The organism is Streptomyces sp. NPDC086549 (genome assembly GCF_044746205.1).
Classification (GTDB): domain Bacteria; phylum Actinomycetota; class Actinomycetes; order Streptomycetales; family Streptomycetaceae; genus Streptomyces.
Genome location: NZ_JBIVBS010000014.1, coordinates 276,749 through 292,564 on the forward strand (window position 1 = coordinate 276,749; position 15,816 = coordinate 292,564).

Here is a 15,816-nt window from a genome sequence, read left to right on the forward strand (position 1 = left end):
TTTTCGGGCCGCGGGCCCATTGGGCCGACGGCGTCCTCCTGGGTGGGCGTTCTGTGAGTCGTCGGGTTCGGTTGTCCGGGTTGAGGGCTTGCGGATGACCGGGGGTGCGGTCTGCTGGAGTCGTGGCTGAGCGGCAGTCGTACCCGAGTCATCTGTCGGATGAGGCGTGGGAGCTGATCCGGCCGGTCATCACGGCCTCGAAGGGGCAGCACCGGTCGGTCAGCGGGCATGAGGGCCGGTACGAGATGCGGGGGATCGTGAACGCGATCCTGTACCAGGCCCGGGTGGGCTGCCAGTGGCGCTACCTGCCGCGCGACTTCCCGCCGTACACCGCGGTGTGCTACTACTTCGGCAGGTGGCGCGACGACGGCACCGGCCAGGCCATCCACGACCTTTTGCGCTGGCAGGTGGGTGAGAGTCGCGGGCGGCACGAGGACCCGTCCGCGATCTGATGGACACCCAGACCGTGCACGCCTCGCTGAACGCGCCGAAGGAGACAACCGCGCTGGATCCGGGCAAGAAGAGCCGGGACCGCAAGCGGGCCATCGATGTCGAGGTGGTCCAGCGCGATCCGCACACCCGCGGGTTCACGCCGGCCCCCAAGCGGTGGATCGTCGAGCAGACCTTCGGCACCCTGATGCTGCACCGTCGCCTGGCCCGCGACTACGAGTCGCTACCGGCCAGTGCGGCCTCTCGGCGGGCGGCGGGTCGTGCCATGCGGGCGCACGCCCGCAGACCGCTGGCCGTCGGCTCGGCGGTGACCTGGGTGCCGCGCACCGTCCAGACACCTTCGGTGGCCGACACCGCCGTGCGCGGCCGGGTGTCGTCGGTCATGACGTGGACAGTGTCGGGCAGGCACAGCACAGCCGGCTCCTCGGGGTGCGGGACGGCGACGGCGCAGCGTGTGGTTACTGACGCAGGTCAGGCGGGCATGCTGCCCGCGCTCGGCGCAGCGGGCAGGGTCCGCGGGTTCACGGGAAACAGGTGCCGTACGCCGCCCGCGCACAGGTCGAGGGCGAGTTCGGAGAACATGGCATTGGCCCAGCCGAACCAGTCCCGGGTGAATCGGCCGGGGTCGTCGACATGGAAGCTCTCGTGCATCAGGCCGGTGCCGGCAGTCGTGGCCGCCAGTGTTTGCAGGGCCTGTGCTGCGGCGTTCTCGTCACCGGTCAGGCCGGCGGTGGCGATCGCCAGCGGCCAGACGTGACCGTCCGGCGTATGCGTACTGCCGACACCGGACGCGTAACTGCCGTGGAAGAACGAAGGGTTCGCCGCGGAGAGTACGAGACGGCGGGTGGCCTGATAGAGCGGGTCCTCCGGTGCGCACCAGCCGCTCAGGGGGAGGCTGAGCAGACTGGGGAGGTTGGCGTCGTCGCCGAGCAGCACCGCCCCGAGTCCGTTCACCTCGTAGGCCAGTATGGATGTGCCGCCGACCTCGACCACCGCGTTCGCCAGGATTCCGGCGTCGATCTCGTCGGCCAACCAGCAGTCGCTGTTCGCCGCAGGACAGATCCCGATGCTGTGGAGTGGTCAGTGGCTGGCCGCCGGGTTCCTCACCGACAAGCCGAAGATCAGGTACGGCTTCGCGCCCCTGCCCCAGGTCGACAAGGCGGCCACCCTGTACGACGCGGTGGGCATCTGCACCCCGTCGTACACCCAGAACGCGGACGCCACCTTCAAGGTCCTTTCCTACCTCGACTCCACCGTGTGGACCAAGGTGCTCCCGGACTCGCCCGTAGCCGTGCCGGCCTACACCGCTGCCCAGGACGCGTACTTCAACGCCCTGGGCAAGGCCGGGGTGACGACCGTGGCGTCCACCGTCAAGGCGGACCTGAACGCCCCGCTGACCACGGGCGTGCGCTTCACCACACAGTGGGCCGGCCAGTCCAACGACCTGATCACGGCGTACTGGCCGGACATCCTCCAGGGCAAGAAGCCGCTGTCCGACCTGCAGACCATGACCGACAAGATCAACGACGTGATCAAGAGCAACGGTTAGCGCCCGACCCGCAGGGACACAAAGCCCCGATCACGTCTGCTGGCCGGGGCTTTGTGTCCGGACCCGAAAACGTATCCTGAGGGCGGTCCCCCGGCCGCCCCGGCGATGAAAGTTGGTCTCCGCCCCACGTGAGCAGTCGTTCCCCGCAGCGCCAGAACACCAGGCCGACGATGCGCGATGTCGCAGAGCGGGCCGGAGTCGCCGTCGTCACCGTGTCGCGCGTCGTCAACGGCATCGGAACGGTCCGCGAGGAGACCGCCGCCCGGGTCAACGCCGCCATCAACGCCATCGGATACCAGCGCAACGAGATCGCGCGATCGCTCCGCCCCGGACAGAACTCCATGACCGTCGGGCTACTGCTCGGTGACCTCACCAACCCCTTCTACGCGTCCCTTGCCAAGGCGGCCGTCGATGTGGCGAACCGGGCCGGGTACGCGGTGCTCCTCAGCACCGCCGATGAGGACCCGGAAGTCGAGCGCCGTGCGGTGGGCGAGCTCATCGGGCGGCAGGTCGCCGGGCTCATCATCGTGCCCGACCAGGGCGACCACGCCTTTCTCAGTGAGGTCAACGCCCACGACCAGGTGCCCATCGTCTTCGTCGACCGGCCCGCCACCGGCACCGAGGCCGACGTCGTCGTGGTCGACAACGAGGGCGGGGGAGCGGCGGCGACACAGCACCTCATCGACCATGGCCACCGTCGGATCGCGATCCTTGTCGCGCCCTCGTACTACACCACCGGCCGCAGGCTGCGCGGCTACCGCAAAGCCCTGCGGCGCAGCGGCGTCCCCGTCGACGAGGACCTGGTCGTCACCCTGCGGCGCGGGACCACGGACGACGCCTCCGCCGCCACCCACGCCCTGCTGACGTCGGCGCGGCCGCCGACGGCGATCTTCTCGACCACGGGCTTTCTCACCGAGGGAGTCCTGCGGGCGAGCCGGCAACTGCGGGCGCCCGTCGCGGTGGTGGGGTTCGACGACTTCAAGCTGGCCGACATGCTCCCGACCCCGGTCACGGTGGTGACCTCCGACACCGAGGAACTCGGCCGCCACGCCGCCCGTCTGCTCATCGACCGCATCAACGGCGAGGGTGCCCCCTCCCGCAGGACCGTGCTGCCGGTGCGGCTCATCGCCCGGGGCACGGGGGAGCTCGGGCCCCAGTCTCAGTAAAGCGTCGCCCAGAGAGCGCGGGGCCACGCGAGCACGGCGCAGAGCTGTGCGAAGGCCGCCTGCTGGATCGCCTCCGTGCCGCCGGACGAGTTGAAGTGCACCAGCCCGGTCCCGGGATCGCGCATAGTGGACCACACCTGGTCGGCGTAGTCGGCCGTCGCGCGATGGTATCTGCCGTCTCCGGACACCGACTCCAGGAGCAGCAGGTTCGTCAACTACCCGGGACAAGTCCCGGGCTTCCTGCTCGGGTCGTCGATGGCTTCGACGAGGCCTGGCTGCATCCAGCACTCACGCGATGACGATGAGCGCAGGGGCTTGTGACTCAGCCCCGCGAACCCACGTCCACCAGCCGCGGGCGGCGATGTTGTGGGACGAGTTCAGGTCGGCGTGCTCAACGAAGCCGCAGGACCTGCACGCGAATCGGTCCTGTGCGGGCCGGTTACGTCTGTCGATGTGGTGGCACTGGGAGCATTCCTGGCTGGTGTAGGCCGGATTGACGTGCACCAGCGGGACTCCGGCGCGTTTCGCCTTGCAGGCGAGGAAGGAGCCGAGCTGGTGGAAGGACCAGGAGCGCAGGGTGACGCGTTGGGCCTTCCTGAGCCGTGCCCGTTCGCGGATGCCCGTCAGATCTTCCAGGGCGATGCCGCGAGCGGTGCGTTGAGCCTCCGCCACGATGCTTTTGCTGATCTTGTGGTTGATGTCGCGGGCCCGGCAGGCCTCTTTGCCCGCGTGTTTCTTCGCCCGCCGCTCGGCGGGCTTGGTCTTCTTCTTCTGCAGCTTGGCGCGCAGCGTGCGGTCCGCCTCGCGCCGCCGGTTCATCCGACGCCCGCTGTGGCGCGTCCCGGTGGAGGTGGAGGCGATGTTCACGATCCCCAGGTCCACCCCGAGAAACCCCGCCGGGTGCGCGTTCAGTGTGGTTTCGGGGATCTCGCAGGTCGCGATCAGGTACCACTGGCCGTCCTGGCACAGCAGGTCGGATTCGCCCTTGCGGTGGGCATCGAGGAGCGAGAGCTGGTCGGCGGAGCCTGCGAACGCAAGGCTCTTTATCCGGCCCGTGGTGGTCCAGATGGACACCGTCCGCTCCGGCATCTGCCAGGACAGGCAGTGGTCGTCGAAGGGCTGGGCCGCCTGTGGCCGGAAGGCGATCGACTTGCCGGTGGCCTTGGTGTGCCGCTTCGAGCCGGGCCTGCCCTGGTGTCCGGCCTTCAGGTTCGCCTTCAGCGTGGAGTAGGCGTCCGCGACCTTGCGCAGCACATGCCGCGCGGGCTGCGCGGACAGACCGCGCGCCTTCAACTCCCCATAGGACAGAGCCTGCAGGCCGGCCCGGGACGCCACCCGCTTCTCGAAGGCCTGGCTGGAGAGCCAGTTCGCGGCCTCGTTGCAAGCGTGCAGGGTCGCCTCAAGTGCCAGCACCTGCACAGGCGTTGGCAGCAGCTTCACCCGCACCACCAGCTTCACGCCGGTCATGCTGATACTCGGCCTGTTTTACCACGACGGGAACCAAATTCGAACATTCATAAGGGTCGTGGCGTCGTCTACACCCTGCGCGAGGTAATAGAAACGTTGTCATGGCGCTATGGAGTTGTCAACTGCCTGTGTAAGGCGAGTAGTTGGTGCAACTGAAGGCCATGTCCGGACCATTGACGCGTAAGCCGGAGTGGTGGCACCTTCGCGATGGATACGTTTCCAGAGGTCTGGACAGGTTGTCCTGGCCGCCCCCTGACGGCACACAGGAGACGCCGATATGACTATCCCCTCAAGACCGTCAAGATCCTTGAGGTCACTGAGCACCGCGTTCGCGCTACTACTGCTTCTCGTCCTCGCGCCACCCCTGCTCGTCCTCGGTGCCGCGCCCCGCGCCCAGGCGCTCGACAACGGCCTGGCCCGGACGCCCCCGATGGGCTGGAACGACTGGAACGCCTTCGGCTGCAACGTCAGCGAGGCACTGGTCGAGCAGACCGCGGACTACCTCGTCTCGTCCGGACTCAAGGACGCCGGCTACAGCTACGTCAACATCGACGACTGCTGGATGTCCAAGGCCCGCAACTCGGCAGGCCAACTGGTGCCCGACCCGGTCAAGTTCCCCGACGGCATCAGCGGAACCGCCGCCTACGTCCACAGCAAGGGCCTCAAGCTCGGCATCTACGAGAGCGCCGGGACCGCCACCTGTCAGGGTTACCCCGGCAGCCTCGGTCACGAACAGACGGACGCCAGCAGTTTCGCCGCCTGGGGCGTGGACTACCTCAAGTACGACAACTGCAATCACCAGAACGTGCCCGATCAGCAGCGCTACACCGCAATGCGCGACGCCCTGGCCATCACCGGCCGCCCGATCGTCTACAGCCTGTGCAACTGGGGTCTCGCCAACGTGTGGACCTGGGGTGCGGGGGTCGGCAACAGCTGGCGCACCACCGACGACATCAACGTCAACTTCTCCACAGTGGTGTCGATCTACAAGGCCAACGTCCAGCTCGCCCCGTACGCCAAGCCCGGCGCCTGGAACGACCCCGACATGCTCGAAGTCGGCAACGGCATGTCGTTCACAGAGGACCGTTCCCACTTCAGCCTGTGGGCGGAGATGGCCGCGCCGCTGATCGCCGGAACCGACCTGCGCAAGGCCTCCGCCGCCACCCTCTCCCTCTACGGCAACAAGGAAGTCATCGCCGTGGACCAAGACTCCCTGGGCAGGCAGGGCACCGAGATCTCCTCCTCGGGAGGCCTCCATGTGCTGGCCAAGCCGCTGGCGAACGGCGATGTCTCGGTGGTCCTCTTCAACGAGAACTCCTCCGCGGCCACCATCACCACTTCCGCCGCCGCGGTCGGTCTCCCCGCGGCATCCTCCTACCGGCTCAACAACCTCTGGTCCCACCTCGTCAGCAGCACCAGCGGAACCATCTCGGCCGGCGTCCCCGGCCACGGCTCGGTGATGTACCGGGTATCCGTCGGCAGCGGCACCAGCGTCGGCAGCACTCACCCGCTGGTCGGCGCCTCCTCCGACCGCTGCCTCGACGCGTACGACAACCAGACCGCCCCCGGCACCAAGATCGAGATCTGGGACTGCGGCGGCGCCAACCAGGCCGTGACCATCACCGCCGCCGGTGAACTCCGGCTCTACGGCGGTACGCAGTGCCTCGACGCCTACGGCAACGGAACCACCGCCGGCACCAAGGTGCAGCTCTGGACCTGCAATGGGGGCGCCAACCAGAAGTGGCGCCTCAACCCCGACGGCACCATCACCGGCACCCAGTCGGGCCTCTGCCTCGACGTCACCGGCGGCGACAAGGCCTCCGGCAACGTCAACGGCACCGCGCTCGAACTCTGGACCTGCAACGGCGGCGCCAACCAGCAGTGGCGTCTGGGCTGACCTCCCGTATCCCCCCACATCCATGGAGTTGGCATGGCGCCGACAACGCAACGAATCCGGAGGACCGCGGCCGGTCTGATCGCCGCCCTCGCCCTCCTCGTCCCGGCCACCGGCGGCGTAGCGGTCGCAGCCGCCGAGGCGAGCGTGTGCAACAAGTACTGCGACAGCCGTGACCCGGCGCTCTCCCCACAGGACCGGCAGCCGGTGACCGCCGCCATCTACTCCCGCAGCATCGTGCTGCACTTCGACGACACCGACGCGATGGGCTGGGCCTCCCTCACCAACGGGAGCCCCACCGACGAGGTCTGGCTCGACCGCTCCTTCGACGGCGGCCGCACCTGGACCTCTGGCAGCAAGCTTGGCGACACCACCGTCCCGGCCGGACGGACCGGCTGGCGCACTCTGATGTACAACGTCGACGACTGGGGCAACCTCGGCGTCGGCGCCCTGCGCGCCTGCGGCAAGGCCGGGGACCGGGCCGAGATCGCCTGTACCGCCTGGGCCCGCACCACCTGGAACGCCTACGACCGTCCGACCGCCGCCGCCACCGCCCTGATGCAGTCCTACAACAATGCCACCGGCCTGTTCGACACCACCGGCTGGTGGAACTCGGCCAACGCCTTGACCGCCCTCATCGACAACATCCGCGTCACCGGGATGGGCAGCTACAAGTACGCCATCGCCAACACCTACGACCGCAATATCTCCGCCCAGGGTGGCAACTTCACCAACGCCTACATCGACGACACCGGGTGGTGGGGGCTGGCCTGGGTCGCCGCGTACGACCTCACCGGCGACAGCCGCTACCTCAACACCGCCCGCGCCGACGCCGACCACATGGCGCGGTACTGGGACTCCACATGTGGCGGTGGCGTGTGGTGGAGCACCGCCAGGACCTACAAGAACGCCATCGCCAACTCTCTCTACCTGGAGTTGAACGCCGCCCTGCACAACCGCATCGCGGGCGACACGGTCTATCTCGGCCGGGCGGGCGCCGAGTGGTCGTGGTTCAAGGGCACCGGCATGATCAACAGTTCCCATCTGGTCAATGACGGCATCAACCTGTCGACCTGCGGCAACAACGGCGACACCACCTGGTCGTACAACCAGGGAGTGTTGCTCGGCGGCCTGTCGGAGCTGTACCGGGCGACCGGCGACTCCGCTCTGCTCACCACCGGCCGCCAGATCGGGGGCGCCTCGACCTCGTCGGCGGTCCTCAACTCCGGTGGAATCCTGCGGGAGCCGTGCGAGACGAGCGGCTGCGGCGGCGACGGCCCGTCCTTCAAAGGCGCGTACGTCCGGGGGCTGAGCGCCTTCAACGCCCGGCTGTCCGACCGCCCCTACACGTCGTACATCCGGCGGCAGGCCGACGCCGCGTACGCGAGCGACCGCAACGCACTCGACGCGTACGGGCTGCACTGGGCCGGGCCGCTGGACTCCACCGACGCCGCCCGCCAGCAGAGCGCGCTCGACCTGATGAACGCGTCGGACTGACACACGGTCACGAACGCGGCCACCGTCCCGGAGAGGGACGGCGGCCGCGGTCTTGGGCGGCTCACGAGGGTGTCATCCCACGGGAGTTGTCACGCACCGGCGACTCCCCTCCTGCTCGTGGTCGCTGGCCGGAATCTTGGTCCCGCTGCCCACGTGCTGGTGTGTACTCGATCTCAGTCCACGGCTCGGCCCGAGAGCCGTTCGACGCCGCGCAGTAGGGCGGAGTGGTCCAGCGCGCCGTCGTCGTTGGCGCGGGCGGAGGCCATCAACTAGGCGGTCAGGGAGCAGAGGGGGAGGATGGCGCCGACGGCGCGGGCGGCGTCGGTGACGATGCCCATGTCCTTGTGGTGCAGGTCGATGCGGAAGCCAGGCTTGAAGTCCCGATTCAGCATGGCGTCCTTCTTCCGGGCAAGGACGATGGAGCCCGCCAGGCCGCCGCCGAGGCCCTCCAGGGCGGAGGGGAGGTCGGCACCCGCTTCCTCCAGGAAAACGACCGCCTCTGCCAGGGCCTGGATGTTGACCGCGACGATGAGCTGGTTGGCGGCCTTGACGGTCTGGCCCGCTCCGTGGGGCCCACGTGGACGACGGTCGTCCCGAGGGCACGCAGGAGAGGGTCGGCGTCGGCGAATGCACGGCAACACCGCGCTCCGCTGGGTTGCCTACGCCCGGCGCGACTGGGCCGAGTACCTCGCCGCACGAGCTGAGGACGAGGCCAACAAGCGGGAGAAGAAGAGGAATGGTGCGGCTCTTCCGCAGGGAGGATCCGTCAGGCTATGAGGGTGTATCCGGCCTGGTGAGGGCTTTGGCGGACGGTCGGTGTGTTCGTCGGCTGGCGGAAGGTTCGTGAGTGATGCAGGTCACTCGGCTTGCCCGTCACAAACGCGAGGTGGGCTCCATCCCGTGTGTGAACTGATTCCACAACAGGAGGCACACATGAGGGTCATGGTGGTGGGAGCCGGCTACGCGGGGACGATCGCGGCCAACCGGCTGGCCAAGAAGGTGAAGGCAGCGGAGATTACGGTGATCAACCCCCGTCCGGACTTCGTCGAGCGGGTGCGGCTGCACGAGCAGATCGCCGGGACCGGAGCCGCGGCGACCCCGCTGACGTCGATGCTGAGCGAAGGGATCGCAACGCGGGTGGGCACCGTCGACAAGATCGGCGACGGCCAGGTCACTCTCGGCGACGGGGCGAGTCTCGATTTCGACTACCTGTTCCTCGCGGTGGGCAGCACGGTCGCACCGCTGCCGGGCACCGTTCCGGTGGGGACCTGGGAGGGCTCGGAGGAGGCGCGGGCCGCGCTGGCCGAGCTGCCCGGCGGGAGGCTGGTCACCGTCATCGGTGGCGGGCTGACGGGCATCGAGACAGCATCCGAGATCGCCTTCGGCCGACCCGACCTCCGCGTGCGGATCCTGGGAAGGACCATCGCCGCGAGCCTGTCGGCAGGAGCGCAGAAGCGTGTGCGCACCGGCCTGGACCGCTTGAACGTGGAGGTCGTGGAGGACTCCGTCGCGGAGATTGCCCCTGGCGCCGGGGAAGGAGGAGGCGGCATGGTGCGTCTCCACTCGTGCCGGCAGTTCACCTCCGACCTCACGCTGTGGGCGATCATCGGGAGCGTGCCCGACCTGGCTGCCCGCAGCGGACTTGAGGTGGATGCCGACGGGCGTGCGGTGGTCGACGAGTATCTGCGCAGCGTGACCGACCCGCGGATCTTCGTCGTCGGCGACTGCGCGGCGGTTCCCGGCTCCCGCGCCGCCTGCGCGACGGCCATGCCTCAGGGTGCGCACGCAGCGGATACGCTGGCGCGGATGGTCCAAGGCCGTAAGCCCAAGCCCTACTCCATGGGGTACACCGGACAGGCGTTGAGCCTCGGCCGGCGCGACGGGCTGCTACAGGGCAGCCGCAGGAACGACACCGTGCGCCGGCTCTACTTCGCCGGGCGCACCGCGGCCGTGGTCAAGGAACGGATCTGTCGCTACGCGAAGTTCGGCGCCCGCACCGCCACCTACGCCTGGCTGCGGGGCCCGAAGTGACCGAGCAGCCGGATCCCGCGGACGAGTTCGCCGCGCACAGGGCCCTGCTGTTCTCGATCGCCTACGAGATCCTCGGGTCGGTGGCCGACGCCGAAGACGTGCTGCAGGACAGCTACCTGCGGTGGCGGTCGGTGAACCACACCTCGGTGGAGAACGCGCGGGCCTATCTGGCGCAGATCGTCACCCGGCAGGCGCTCGGCGTACTGCGATCGGCCGTGCGCCGCCGGGAGAAGTACGTGGGGCCGTGGCTGCCGGAGCCGCTGGTGACCGATGCTGCCGGCGTCGCGCCCGACGGCATGGACCACGTGCTCACCGGCGAGGCCGTGACCACCGCGATGCTGTTGGTTCTGGAGGCCCTGACCCCTACCCAGCGCGCGGTGTTCGTGTTGCGCGAGGTGTTCGGCTTCGACTACGCGGAGATCGCCGCCGCGGTGGGCAAGTCCGAGGCCGCTGTGCGGCAGTTGAACCAGCGCGCCCGCAACAGCGTGCGCGCGAGGCGACACACCGCGGTCGCCACCCCAGCCGAGGCACAGCCGGTCGCCGAACGGTTCCTGACGGCGGCCGCGACCGGTGACCTCCAAGGCCTCATGGACCTGCTCGCACCCGATGTGGTGTTCCTGGCTGACGGCGGCGGGGTCGTGAACGCGGTGCGGCGCCCCGTGGTCGGGCCCGACAAGGTGGCCAGGCTGCTTCTCGGGCTCCTGGACAAGGGCGCCCGCATGGGCGAACTCGACATCCGCATCGGCACCTACAACGGGATGCACTCCGTCGCGGTGCTCATCGACGGCGAACTCGACCAGGTGACCTCGTTCGAGATCCGCGGCGGTGTCGTGACGGCCATCTACTGCGTCCGCAACCCGGAGAAGCTCAAGGCGATCAAGGTGTGACCCGCGCACCTTCAAGGCTTTTGTCAACAAGCGCACTGAAGTTCAACCGAGCCAGGGCTCTCTTTCACGAGTGCTCTTTGACCTGGGCCGTTGCTGATCGTGTGTCAGTTTCCACCGATCGTCGTGGTGTCGGGTGGCTGAGCGCAGGGGGCGGCGATGGCGTCGTGGCTGGAGGAGATCGAGCGGAGGGAGAGCGCCGCTCGGGAGCGAGTCGAGCAGATCCGGGCGGCGATGTGGAGTTCGGCGGAGGAGCCCGGGGAGGACGTGAGGGGCGGGGCGGCGGCGAAGGAGGAGTACGGGGTCGGCTCGCAGATCGGGGTACAGCTGGTGCTGGCGGCACCGCGGCATCCCCCCGTGACGTCTTGAATGCTCCCCCTGGAAGATTTCGCCTGAGCAACCGAAAAGGCCCGTGAGGAGGATCGAACGGCCAGTAGCGACTGACCATCGGAAGGCTGGACGCAGCATCAGCCGTGGTGCTCTGGCGCCAGGGTCGGCCTGCGAGGAGGGTTAGCCTCCGAGTGACGACCGGAAGACGGCGGAAGAGCACCGCGGAGTGGAGCGGCGCAGGGGGCCGTGCGTTCGTCTGACGGCCGATTCCACCGCCTCCGCACATCTCGCCACCGGCACCAGGCGCGGGAAACCGCGCGGAGAACGCCCCCTGCGGACCGAACTCGAAGGGGCCGCCCAGGGCGTCACCCACCGCTGAGCCGACGACCGCGCCAGCGGCCCGCTGAATCCGCTTCATTCACGCAGGTTATCTGGGCCGCGCCGACGGCCGGGCGGCCCACGACTTGACCGCAGACCCACCTGCCAGCCGGCCACCGTCGAACTGCGGGACGTCTCTAATGCGCTCCTGTACGTCCACCGCACGGGAACCCCCTGGAAATACCTTCCCCACGACTTCCCCGGCACACGGAACCGTCTACGCCTACTATGCGGCCTGGCACGACGAGGGAATCTTCGCACAACTCAGTTACGACCTGACCGGACTGGCCCGTGTCAAGGACGGCCGCAAGGCCGAGCCCACCTCTTCTATGCGTGCATTACGGCTTGCTCCTTGAATGCGGAATCAACCGCCTCAAGCGGCACAGGGCCGTGGCGACCCGGTACGACAAGCTCGCAGTCCGCTACGAAGCCACCGTCCAGAACGCCGCCATCAATGATTGGCTCAGAGCCCGTGAGTCAAACGAACCCTGGGCCGGGTCAGTATCCGATGGCCTCTCGGAGAAGCAGCACGGTGCCGCGCCCCGGGCGCGGTTCCGCGTTGAGGACGAGCAGGCGGTTGACGGCGCTGGGCATCCCGTACAACGCCTGGGCGCGGGCGTTTTCCAGCGGAAGGCAGTGCTCTTCGACGCGGCGCAGCGCTGTGCTCAGGTCAGGCACCACCTTCTGCGCGCCGACGATCCAGACGGCGTGGGCGGCGCCGCCTGCGTTGGCAGGGAGTTGGCTGCCGCTGCCCGAGGCAAGAACGAGCGAGCCGGTCTCGGTGACCGCGGCGACGCTGTTGACGACGAATTCGGGGCTGGCGACCAGCCTTCGGATCTCGTCGGCGCCGGTGGCACGGTCGATGGCCAGGACGCGCGGCCTGATGGCGTCGTACCGGCCGCTGGCGTTGATGTCCTCGTCGATGCCGGACAGCCGGAGGGTCTCGCTGGCTCCGGTGAGCACGCTGGAACCCTCGGGGACCAGGTCCTTGATGCGGGCGCGCGCCTCCTCGGTGTGGTCGAGGATCTCGGCGGCGAAACCGTTGGCACACAACGCGGCGGCTACCCGCTCCAGTCGTTCGGCCGATGCCGGGTCGGCGAAGGAGGCGGCCGGCGCCGGGGTGGCCGTGGTGTCCGCCCGGTTGGTCCCGGAGCCCTGCGTCGCCTGGGGCGCCGTGCCCGCCAGCGGGGAGGTGTCGAGGTACCTGACCTCGTACACCCGCTCGGAGAACTTCCAGCCCTCCGTGGTGCGCTGGTAGCGGTCGTGGTAGACGGCGTAGTTCAGTCCCTGGCGTCCGTCGAGGGTGCGCGCGAGTTCTTGGATGTAGGCGCGGCCGGTCGCGGTGTCGCCGTCGAGCAGGATCGTGCCGGGATGTGTGTTCTGCACGAAGAAGTCCCACAGGCTCTGCAGCCGTTCGCCCCCGGCACGGATCTCCTCGCGGCCGACCTGCTCGACAGGGATGTTGGGCATGCGCAGGGCACCGTCCGGTGTGAACAGCGACGCCAGGCGGCGTCGGTCGCGCATCATCACCGCGTCGGTGAACTCGCCGCGCAGTGCCTCGATCTCGACGCGGTCCGCGATGGCTTGGAAGTCGTTCATCGAAGTCCCCTCTCCCTGGTGTTGTCATCCTCACCGGTACGACAACGCAGCCCTTCGGAATGTGAGGCGGCGCGTCAGCCTCACATTCCGAAGGGCTGTCTTGTCGTAACGGGTAGAGGCACAGAAGCGACCGAGGGAGACTGCCGGACCATGACCACCAGGGCCGAGCCCGGCGACGATCAGAGCGATCCGAGCCTCAGCGCGATCATGAGCGAGCGGCGCCAGCTGATCAACCTCGCCTATCGACTCCTCGGGTCCCTTGCCGACGCCGAGGACGTCGTGCAGGAGACCTACGTCCGCTGGTACGCCATGTCCGCACGGGAGCAACAGGCCATCGAGGCGCCCGGCGCCTGGCTGATGACGGTCGCCAGCCGCATCTGCCTGAACCTGCTCGGCTCGGCGCGGGCCAGACGGGAGACATACGTGGGCGACTGGATCCCGGAACCACTGCCCGCGCCCACGGAGTGGATCACCGGGAGTTCCGGCGGCGACGGGACCGACCCGGCCGATCGGGTCACCCTCGACGAGTCAGTGACCATGGCTTTCCTGGTCGTCCTCGATTCGATGACCCCGGCCGAGCGCGTCGCGTTCGTCCTGCACGACGTCTTCCGCTACCCCTTCGGCGAGGTCGCCGAAATCATCGGACGCACTCCGGCGGCGTGCCGCCAGCTGGCCTCGTCCGCCCGCCGTCGCATCCGCACTGCGCAGACCCCGGCGGGCCCGAGCGCCGGACAGGCCGGCATCGTCAGGCAGTTCAAAACGGCGTGGGAGGCCAAGAACATCGACGCCCTGATCAGCCTGCTCGACCCCGACGCCACCGCGACCGCCGACGGCGGCGGGCTGGCCGTCACCCACCTGCACCCGATCGTGGGCGGCGAGCAGATCGCACGTGCCTACGCCGAGATCGCGCGTGTGTCGGGCGACCGCACGACGTTCCTGGAGTGCACGGTCAACGGCCTGCCCGGCTTGGTAGCGCAGCAGGACGGCAACATCGCGACCGTGTTCGCGTTCGAGATCGCGGGTGACCGGATCAGGCATATCTGGGCGGTGCGAAACCCCGAGAAGCTCCGTCCCTGGCGGATCAGCTGACGATCATGCGGAACGACCGGTCATCCACGGTTCTGACCAGACGTACCCGGCCAAGTAGTTGGTCCGTCTGCTGCTGGGGTTGACCCTCACGTTGCGTGAGAGCGGACGATGCGGTGCATGAGTGACTTCTTCAATGCGTTTGAGATGAGTCCCGTACCCACCCCGGGGCCGGATGCGGTTGCGCCGGAGCCGTTTCCTGGCATCTATGGAATGCCGGCGTTCGTGACGATTCCGACGTCCGATCTGGCCGCGTCCACGGACTTCTGGGTGCGAGGGCTCGGATTCTTCGAGTTGTTCAGCATTCCCGGCCAGGTGGTACACCTGCGCAGGTGGGCGTTCCAGGACGTGTTGCTCGTCCCTGCAGGGGTTGGTTCTGCGCAGACACAGGTGCCGACGATGAGCGTGAGTTTCGCGTGCGTCTTGAGCGAGGTCGATCAGCTCGTCGAGGCGTGTCGTGGGCTCGTTGCCGATAGCGCTACCGACCCGCGTGATACTCCGTGGAACACTCGCGACGTTGAAGTGATCACGCCCGAGCGGGCGCGGGTCGTGTTCACCGCGGCGAAGCGGCTCGATCCCGACAGCCGGGAGGCGCGCGATCTCGAATCGGTCGGGATCGTCGCCCCGAAATCAACGGGTGAAGGCGACCATGGCGTTCATGGTTGATCCCAAGCTCGACGACGGTCTCACGGTGGGCTCGACCGCCGCGCTCCTGGGGGTGACCGTCCGCACGTTGCATCACTGGGACGAGATCGGCCTGGCGTCGCCAACTGTCCGCACCACGGCCGGGTACCGCCGCTACACCGACGCGGACCTGCAGCGACTGCATCGGATCGTCGCCTATCGAGAGATCGGCCTCGGATTGGATGCGATCCGCGGGGTTCTCGACGACGCGACCACCGAGATCGGTGCCACCTTGCGTGAGCAACGCTCCCAGCTCGCCCAGCGGATCCGCGACCTGCAACAGCTCGACGAGCGCCTGGAACGGATGGCTGAGGCACACGAACGCGGAATCCTCCTGAGCGACGAAGAGCAGTCGGCGACGTTCGGCCCGGACTGGGACCCGCGCGGATCGGGGCGGGCCCGCGTTGTCTGGGGAGACTCCCCGCAGTGGGCGCAGTTCGCCGAACGCTCCGCTTCCCGCACGCGCGAACAGTGGCGGTCTCTCTCCGAGGCGATGTCCACGCTCCAGCGTGATCTGGGCGATGCGCTGGACCAAGGCGTCGCTCCGGGCAGTCCGGAGGCGAACACGCTCGTTGAGCGCCATCGCGAGGTCTTCTCGAACTTCTTCCCGCTCACGCGGCAGATGCAGGTGTGTCTGGGGCGAATGTACGAGTCCGACCGGGGCTTCGCGGCCCACTACGACGGCGTTCGCGCCGGGCTGGCCTCCTGGTTCCGGCAGATCATCGACGAGGCCGCTCGCGCTCACGGGATCAACCCCGACACGGCGACCTGGCAGTAGCCCCACACCCACGTCAGCTCTCT

General features: G+C 68.5%; 16 protein-coding genes and 4 pseudogenes. 13 read left to right on the forward strand and 7 right to left on the reverse strand.

Annotated features, from left to right (window positions below; translation table 11 throughout):
* Nucleotides 1-122: 122 nt before the first annotated feature.
* Nucleotides 123-452, forward strand: a complete 330-nt coding sequence (locus ACIPSA_RS36480; RefSeq protein ID WP_402642616.1) for a transposase — start codon at nt 123-125, stop codon at nt 450-452.
* A gap of 211 nt (nt 453-663) precedes the next feature.
* Here ACIPSA_RS36480 and ACIPSA_RS36485 read toward each other — a convergent pair whose 3' ends face one another.
* On the reverse strand, nt 664-834 hold the full coding sequence (locus tag ACIPSA_RS36485; protein WP_402642617.1) for a hypothetical protein: 171 nt from the start codon (nt 832-834) through the stop codon (nt 664-666).
* Between the two features lie 87 nt (nt 835-921).
* Nucleotides 922-1,482: a glycoside hydrolase family 125 protein gene (locus ACIPSA_RS36490; RefSeq protein ID WP_402642619.1), complete on the reverse strand. Its 561-nt coding sequence runs from the start codon at nt 1,480-1,482 to the stop codon at nt 922-924.
* A gap of 34 nt (nt 1,483-1,516) precedes the next feature.
* Between ACIPSA_RS36490 and ACIPSA_RS36495 the strand changes: the two genes are divergently transcribed.
* Complete coding sequence (locus ACIPSA_RS36495; protein WP_402642622.1) at nt 1,517-1,999, forward strand: hypothetical protein; 483 nt, start codon at nt 1,517-1,519, stop codon at nt 1,997-1,999.
* A 170-nt stretch (nt 2,000-2,169) separates the two neighbouring features.
* Nucleotides 2,170-3,165, forward strand: coding sequence for a LacI family DNA-binding transcriptional regulator (locus tag ACIPSA_RS36500; protein WP_402642624.1), 996 nt, complete (start codon nt 2,170-2,172; stop codon nt 3,163-3,165).
* Here ACIPSA_RS36500 and ACIPSA_RS36505 read toward each other — a convergent pair.
* Both ACIPSA_RS36505 and ACIPSA_RS36510 read right to left on the reverse strand, forming a co-directional pair.
* Nucleotides 3,159-3,380 carry a hypothetical protein gene (locus ACIPSA_RS36505; RefSeq protein WP_402642627.1) on the reverse strand — a complete coding sequence of 74 codons (222 nt, stop codon included), beginning with the start codon at nt 3,378-3,380 and terminating at the stop codon, nt 3,159-3,161. The two genes, ACIPSA_RS36500 and ACIPSA_RS36505, sit on opposite strands and share 7 nt — an antisense overlap.
* 73 nt (nt 3,381-3,453) lie before the next feature.
* Complete coding sequence (locus tag ACIPSA_RS36510; RefSeq protein ID WP_402642734.1) at nt 3,454-4,623, reverse strand: RNA-guided endonuclease InsQ/TnpB family protein; 1,170 nt, start codon at nt 4,621-4,623, stop codon at nt 3,454-3,456.
* 286 nt (nt 4,624-4,909) lie between these two features.
* Between ACIPSA_RS36510 and ACIPSA_RS36515 the strand changes: the two genes are divergently transcribed.
* Nucleotides 4,910-6,529, forward strand: a complete 1,620-nt coding sequence (locus tag ACIPSA_RS36515) for a glycoside hydrolase family 27 protein (RefSeq protein ID WP_402642630.1) — start codon at nt 4,910-4,912, stop codon at nt 6,527-6,529.
* A gap of 33 nt (nt 6,530-6,562) precedes the next feature.
* The gene (locus ACIPSA_RS36520; protein WP_402642633.1) at nt 6,563-8,023 is read left to right on the forward strand and encodes a glycoside hydrolase family 76 protein; all 1,461 of its coding nucleotides are present in this window, start codon (nt 6,563-6,565) and stop codon (nt 8,021-8,023) included.
* A 173-nt stretch (nt 8,024-8,196) separates the two neighbouring features.
* Here ACIPSA_RS36520 and ACIPSA_RS36525 read toward each other — a convergent pair.
* Nucleotides 8,197-8,651, reverse strand: a pseudogene (locus ACIPSA_RS36525) (NAD-binding protein); the annotation flags it as partial.
* Between the two features lie 305 nt (nt 8,652-8,956).
* Here ACIPSA_RS36525 and ACIPSA_RS36530 point away from each other — a divergent pair.
* The 3 genes from ACIPSA_RS36530 (at nt 8,957) to ACIPSA_RS36540 (ending at nt 11,307) form a co-directional block, all read left to right on the forward strand.
* Nucleotides 8,957-10,054 carry an NAD(P)/FAD-dependent oxidoreductase gene (locus ACIPSA_RS36530; RefSeq protein WP_402642636.1) on the forward strand — a complete coding sequence of 366 codons (1,098 nt, stop codon included), beginning with the start codon at nt 8,957-8,959 and terminating at the stop codon, nt 10,052-10,054.
* Entirely contained in the window at nt 10,051-10,941 is an 891-nt protein-coding gene (locus ACIPSA_RS36535; protein ID WP_402642638.1) for an RNA polymerase sigma-70 factor, read from the forward strand. The genes ACIPSA_RS36530 and ACIPSA_RS36535 overlap by 4 nt, the downstream gene beginning before the upstream one ends.
* 156 nt (nt 10,942-11,097) lie before the next feature.
* Nucleotides 11,098-11,307 carry a hypothetical protein gene (locus ACIPSA_RS36540; RefSeq protein WP_402642750.1) on the forward strand — a complete coding sequence of 70 codons (210 nt, stop codon included), beginning with the start codon at nt 11,098-11,100 and terminating at the stop codon, nt 11,305-11,307.
* Nucleotides 11,308-11,536: 229 nt separating this feature from the next.
* Here ACIPSA_RS36540 and ACIPSA_RS36545 read toward each other — a convergent pair.
* A pseudogene (locus ACIPSA_RS36545) lies at nt 11,537-11,686 on the reverse strand (ADP-ribosylglycohydrolase family protein); the annotation flags it as partial.
* 42 nt (nt 11,687-11,728) lie between these two features.
* On the opposite strand from ACIPSA_RS36545, the pseudogene ACIPSA_RS36550 reads away from it, so the two are divergent.
* Nucleotides 11,729-11,978, forward strand: a pseudogene (locus ACIPSA_RS36550) (transposase); the annotation flags it as partial.
* A gap of 19 nt (nt 11,979-11,997) precedes the next feature.
* Nucleotides 11,998-12,114 (forward strand): annotated as a pseudogene (locus tag ACIPSA_RS36555) (IS5/IS1182 family transposase); the annotation flags it as partial.
* Between the two features lie 30 nt (nt 12,115-12,144).
* Here the strand turns inward: ACIPSA_RS36555 and ACIPSA_RS36560 are convergent.
* Nucleotides 12,145-13,245: an LUD domain-containing protein gene (locus ACIPSA_RS36560; RefSeq protein ID WP_402642640.1), complete on the reverse strand. Its 1,101-nt coding sequence runs from the start codon at nt 13,243-13,245 to the stop codon at nt 12,145-12,147.
* 150 nt (nt 13,246-13,395) lie between these two features.
* Between ACIPSA_RS36560 and sigJ the strand changes: the two genes are divergently transcribed.
* The 3 genes from sigJ (at nt 13,396) to ACIPSA_RS36575 (ending at nt 15,793) form a co-directional block, all read left to right on the forward strand.
* On the forward strand, nt 13,396-14,334 hold the full coding sequence (sigJ, locus tag ACIPSA_RS36565) for an RNA polymerase sigma factor SigJ (RefSeq protein WP_402642736.1): 939 nt from the start codon (nt 13,396-13,398) through the stop codon (nt 14,332-14,334).
* A 117-nt stretch (nt 14,335-14,451) separates the two neighbouring features.
* Entirely contained in the window at nt 14,452-14,997 is a 546-nt protein-coding gene (locus ACIPSA_RS36570) for a VOC family protein (RefSeq protein ID WP_402642642.1), read from the forward strand.
* Nucleotides 14,990-15,793, forward strand: coding sequence for a MerR family transcriptional regulator (locus ACIPSA_RS36575; RefSeq protein ID WP_402642738.1), 804 nt, complete (start codon nt 14,990-14,992; stop codon nt 15,791-15,793). Before ACIPSA_RS36570 ends, ACIPSA_RS36575 begins: the two co-directional genes overlap by 8 nt.
* The last annotated feature ends 23 nt before the right edge of the window (nt 15,794-15,816 follow it).

What these genes read in the sequence shown, in the direction of transcription:
- ACIPSA_RS36520 (WP_402642633.1), top strand. Translation starts at nt 6,563, where the DNA reads ATGGCGCCGACAACGCAACGAATCCGGAGGACCGCGGCCGGTCTGATC.
- ACIPSA_RS36530 (WP_402642636.1), top strand. Translation starts at nt 8,957, where the DNA reads ATGAGGGTCATGGTGGTGGGAGCCGGCTACGCGGGGACGATCGCGGCC.
- ACIPSA_RS36485 (WP_402642617.1), bottom strand. Translation starts at nt 834, where the DNA reads ATGACCGACGACACCCGGCCGCGCACGGCGGTGTCGGCCACCGAAGGT.
- ACIPSA_RS36515 (WP_402642630.1), top strand. Translation starts at nt 4,910, where the DNA reads ATGACTATCCCCTCAAGACCGTCAAGATCCTTGAGGTCACTGAGCACC.
- ACIPSA_RS36495 (WP_402642622.1), top strand. Translation starts at nt 1,517, where the DNA reads ATGCTGTGGAGTGGTCAGTGGCTGGCCGCCGGGTTCCTCACCGACAAG.
- ACIPSA_RS36575 (WP_402642738.1), top strand. Translation starts at nt 14,990, where the DNA reads ATGGTTGATCCCAAGCTCGACGACGGTCTCACGGTGGGCTCGACCGCC.
- ACIPSA_RS36540 (WP_402642750.1), top strand. Translation starts at nt 11,098, where the DNA reads ATGGCGTCGTGGCTGGAGGAGATCGAGCGGAGGGAGAGCGCCGCTCGG.
- ACIPSA_RS36500 (WP_402642624.1), top strand. Translation starts at nt 2,170, where the DNA reads ATGCGCGATGTCGCAGAGCGGGCCGGAGTCGCCGTCGTCACCGTGTCG.
- sigJ (WP_402642736.1), top strand. Translation starts at nt 13,396, where the DNA reads ATGACCACCAGGGCCGAGCCCGGCGACGATCAGAGCGATCCGAGCCTC.
- ACIPSA_RS36560 (WP_402642640.1), bottom strand. Translation starts at nt 13,245, where the DNA reads ATGAACGACTTCCAAGCCATCGCGGACCGCGTCGAGATCGAGGCACTG.
- ACIPSA_RS36570 (WP_402642642.1), top strand. Translation starts at nt 14,452, where the DNA reads ATGAGTGACTTCTTCAATGCGTTTGAGATGAGTCCCGTACCCACCCCG.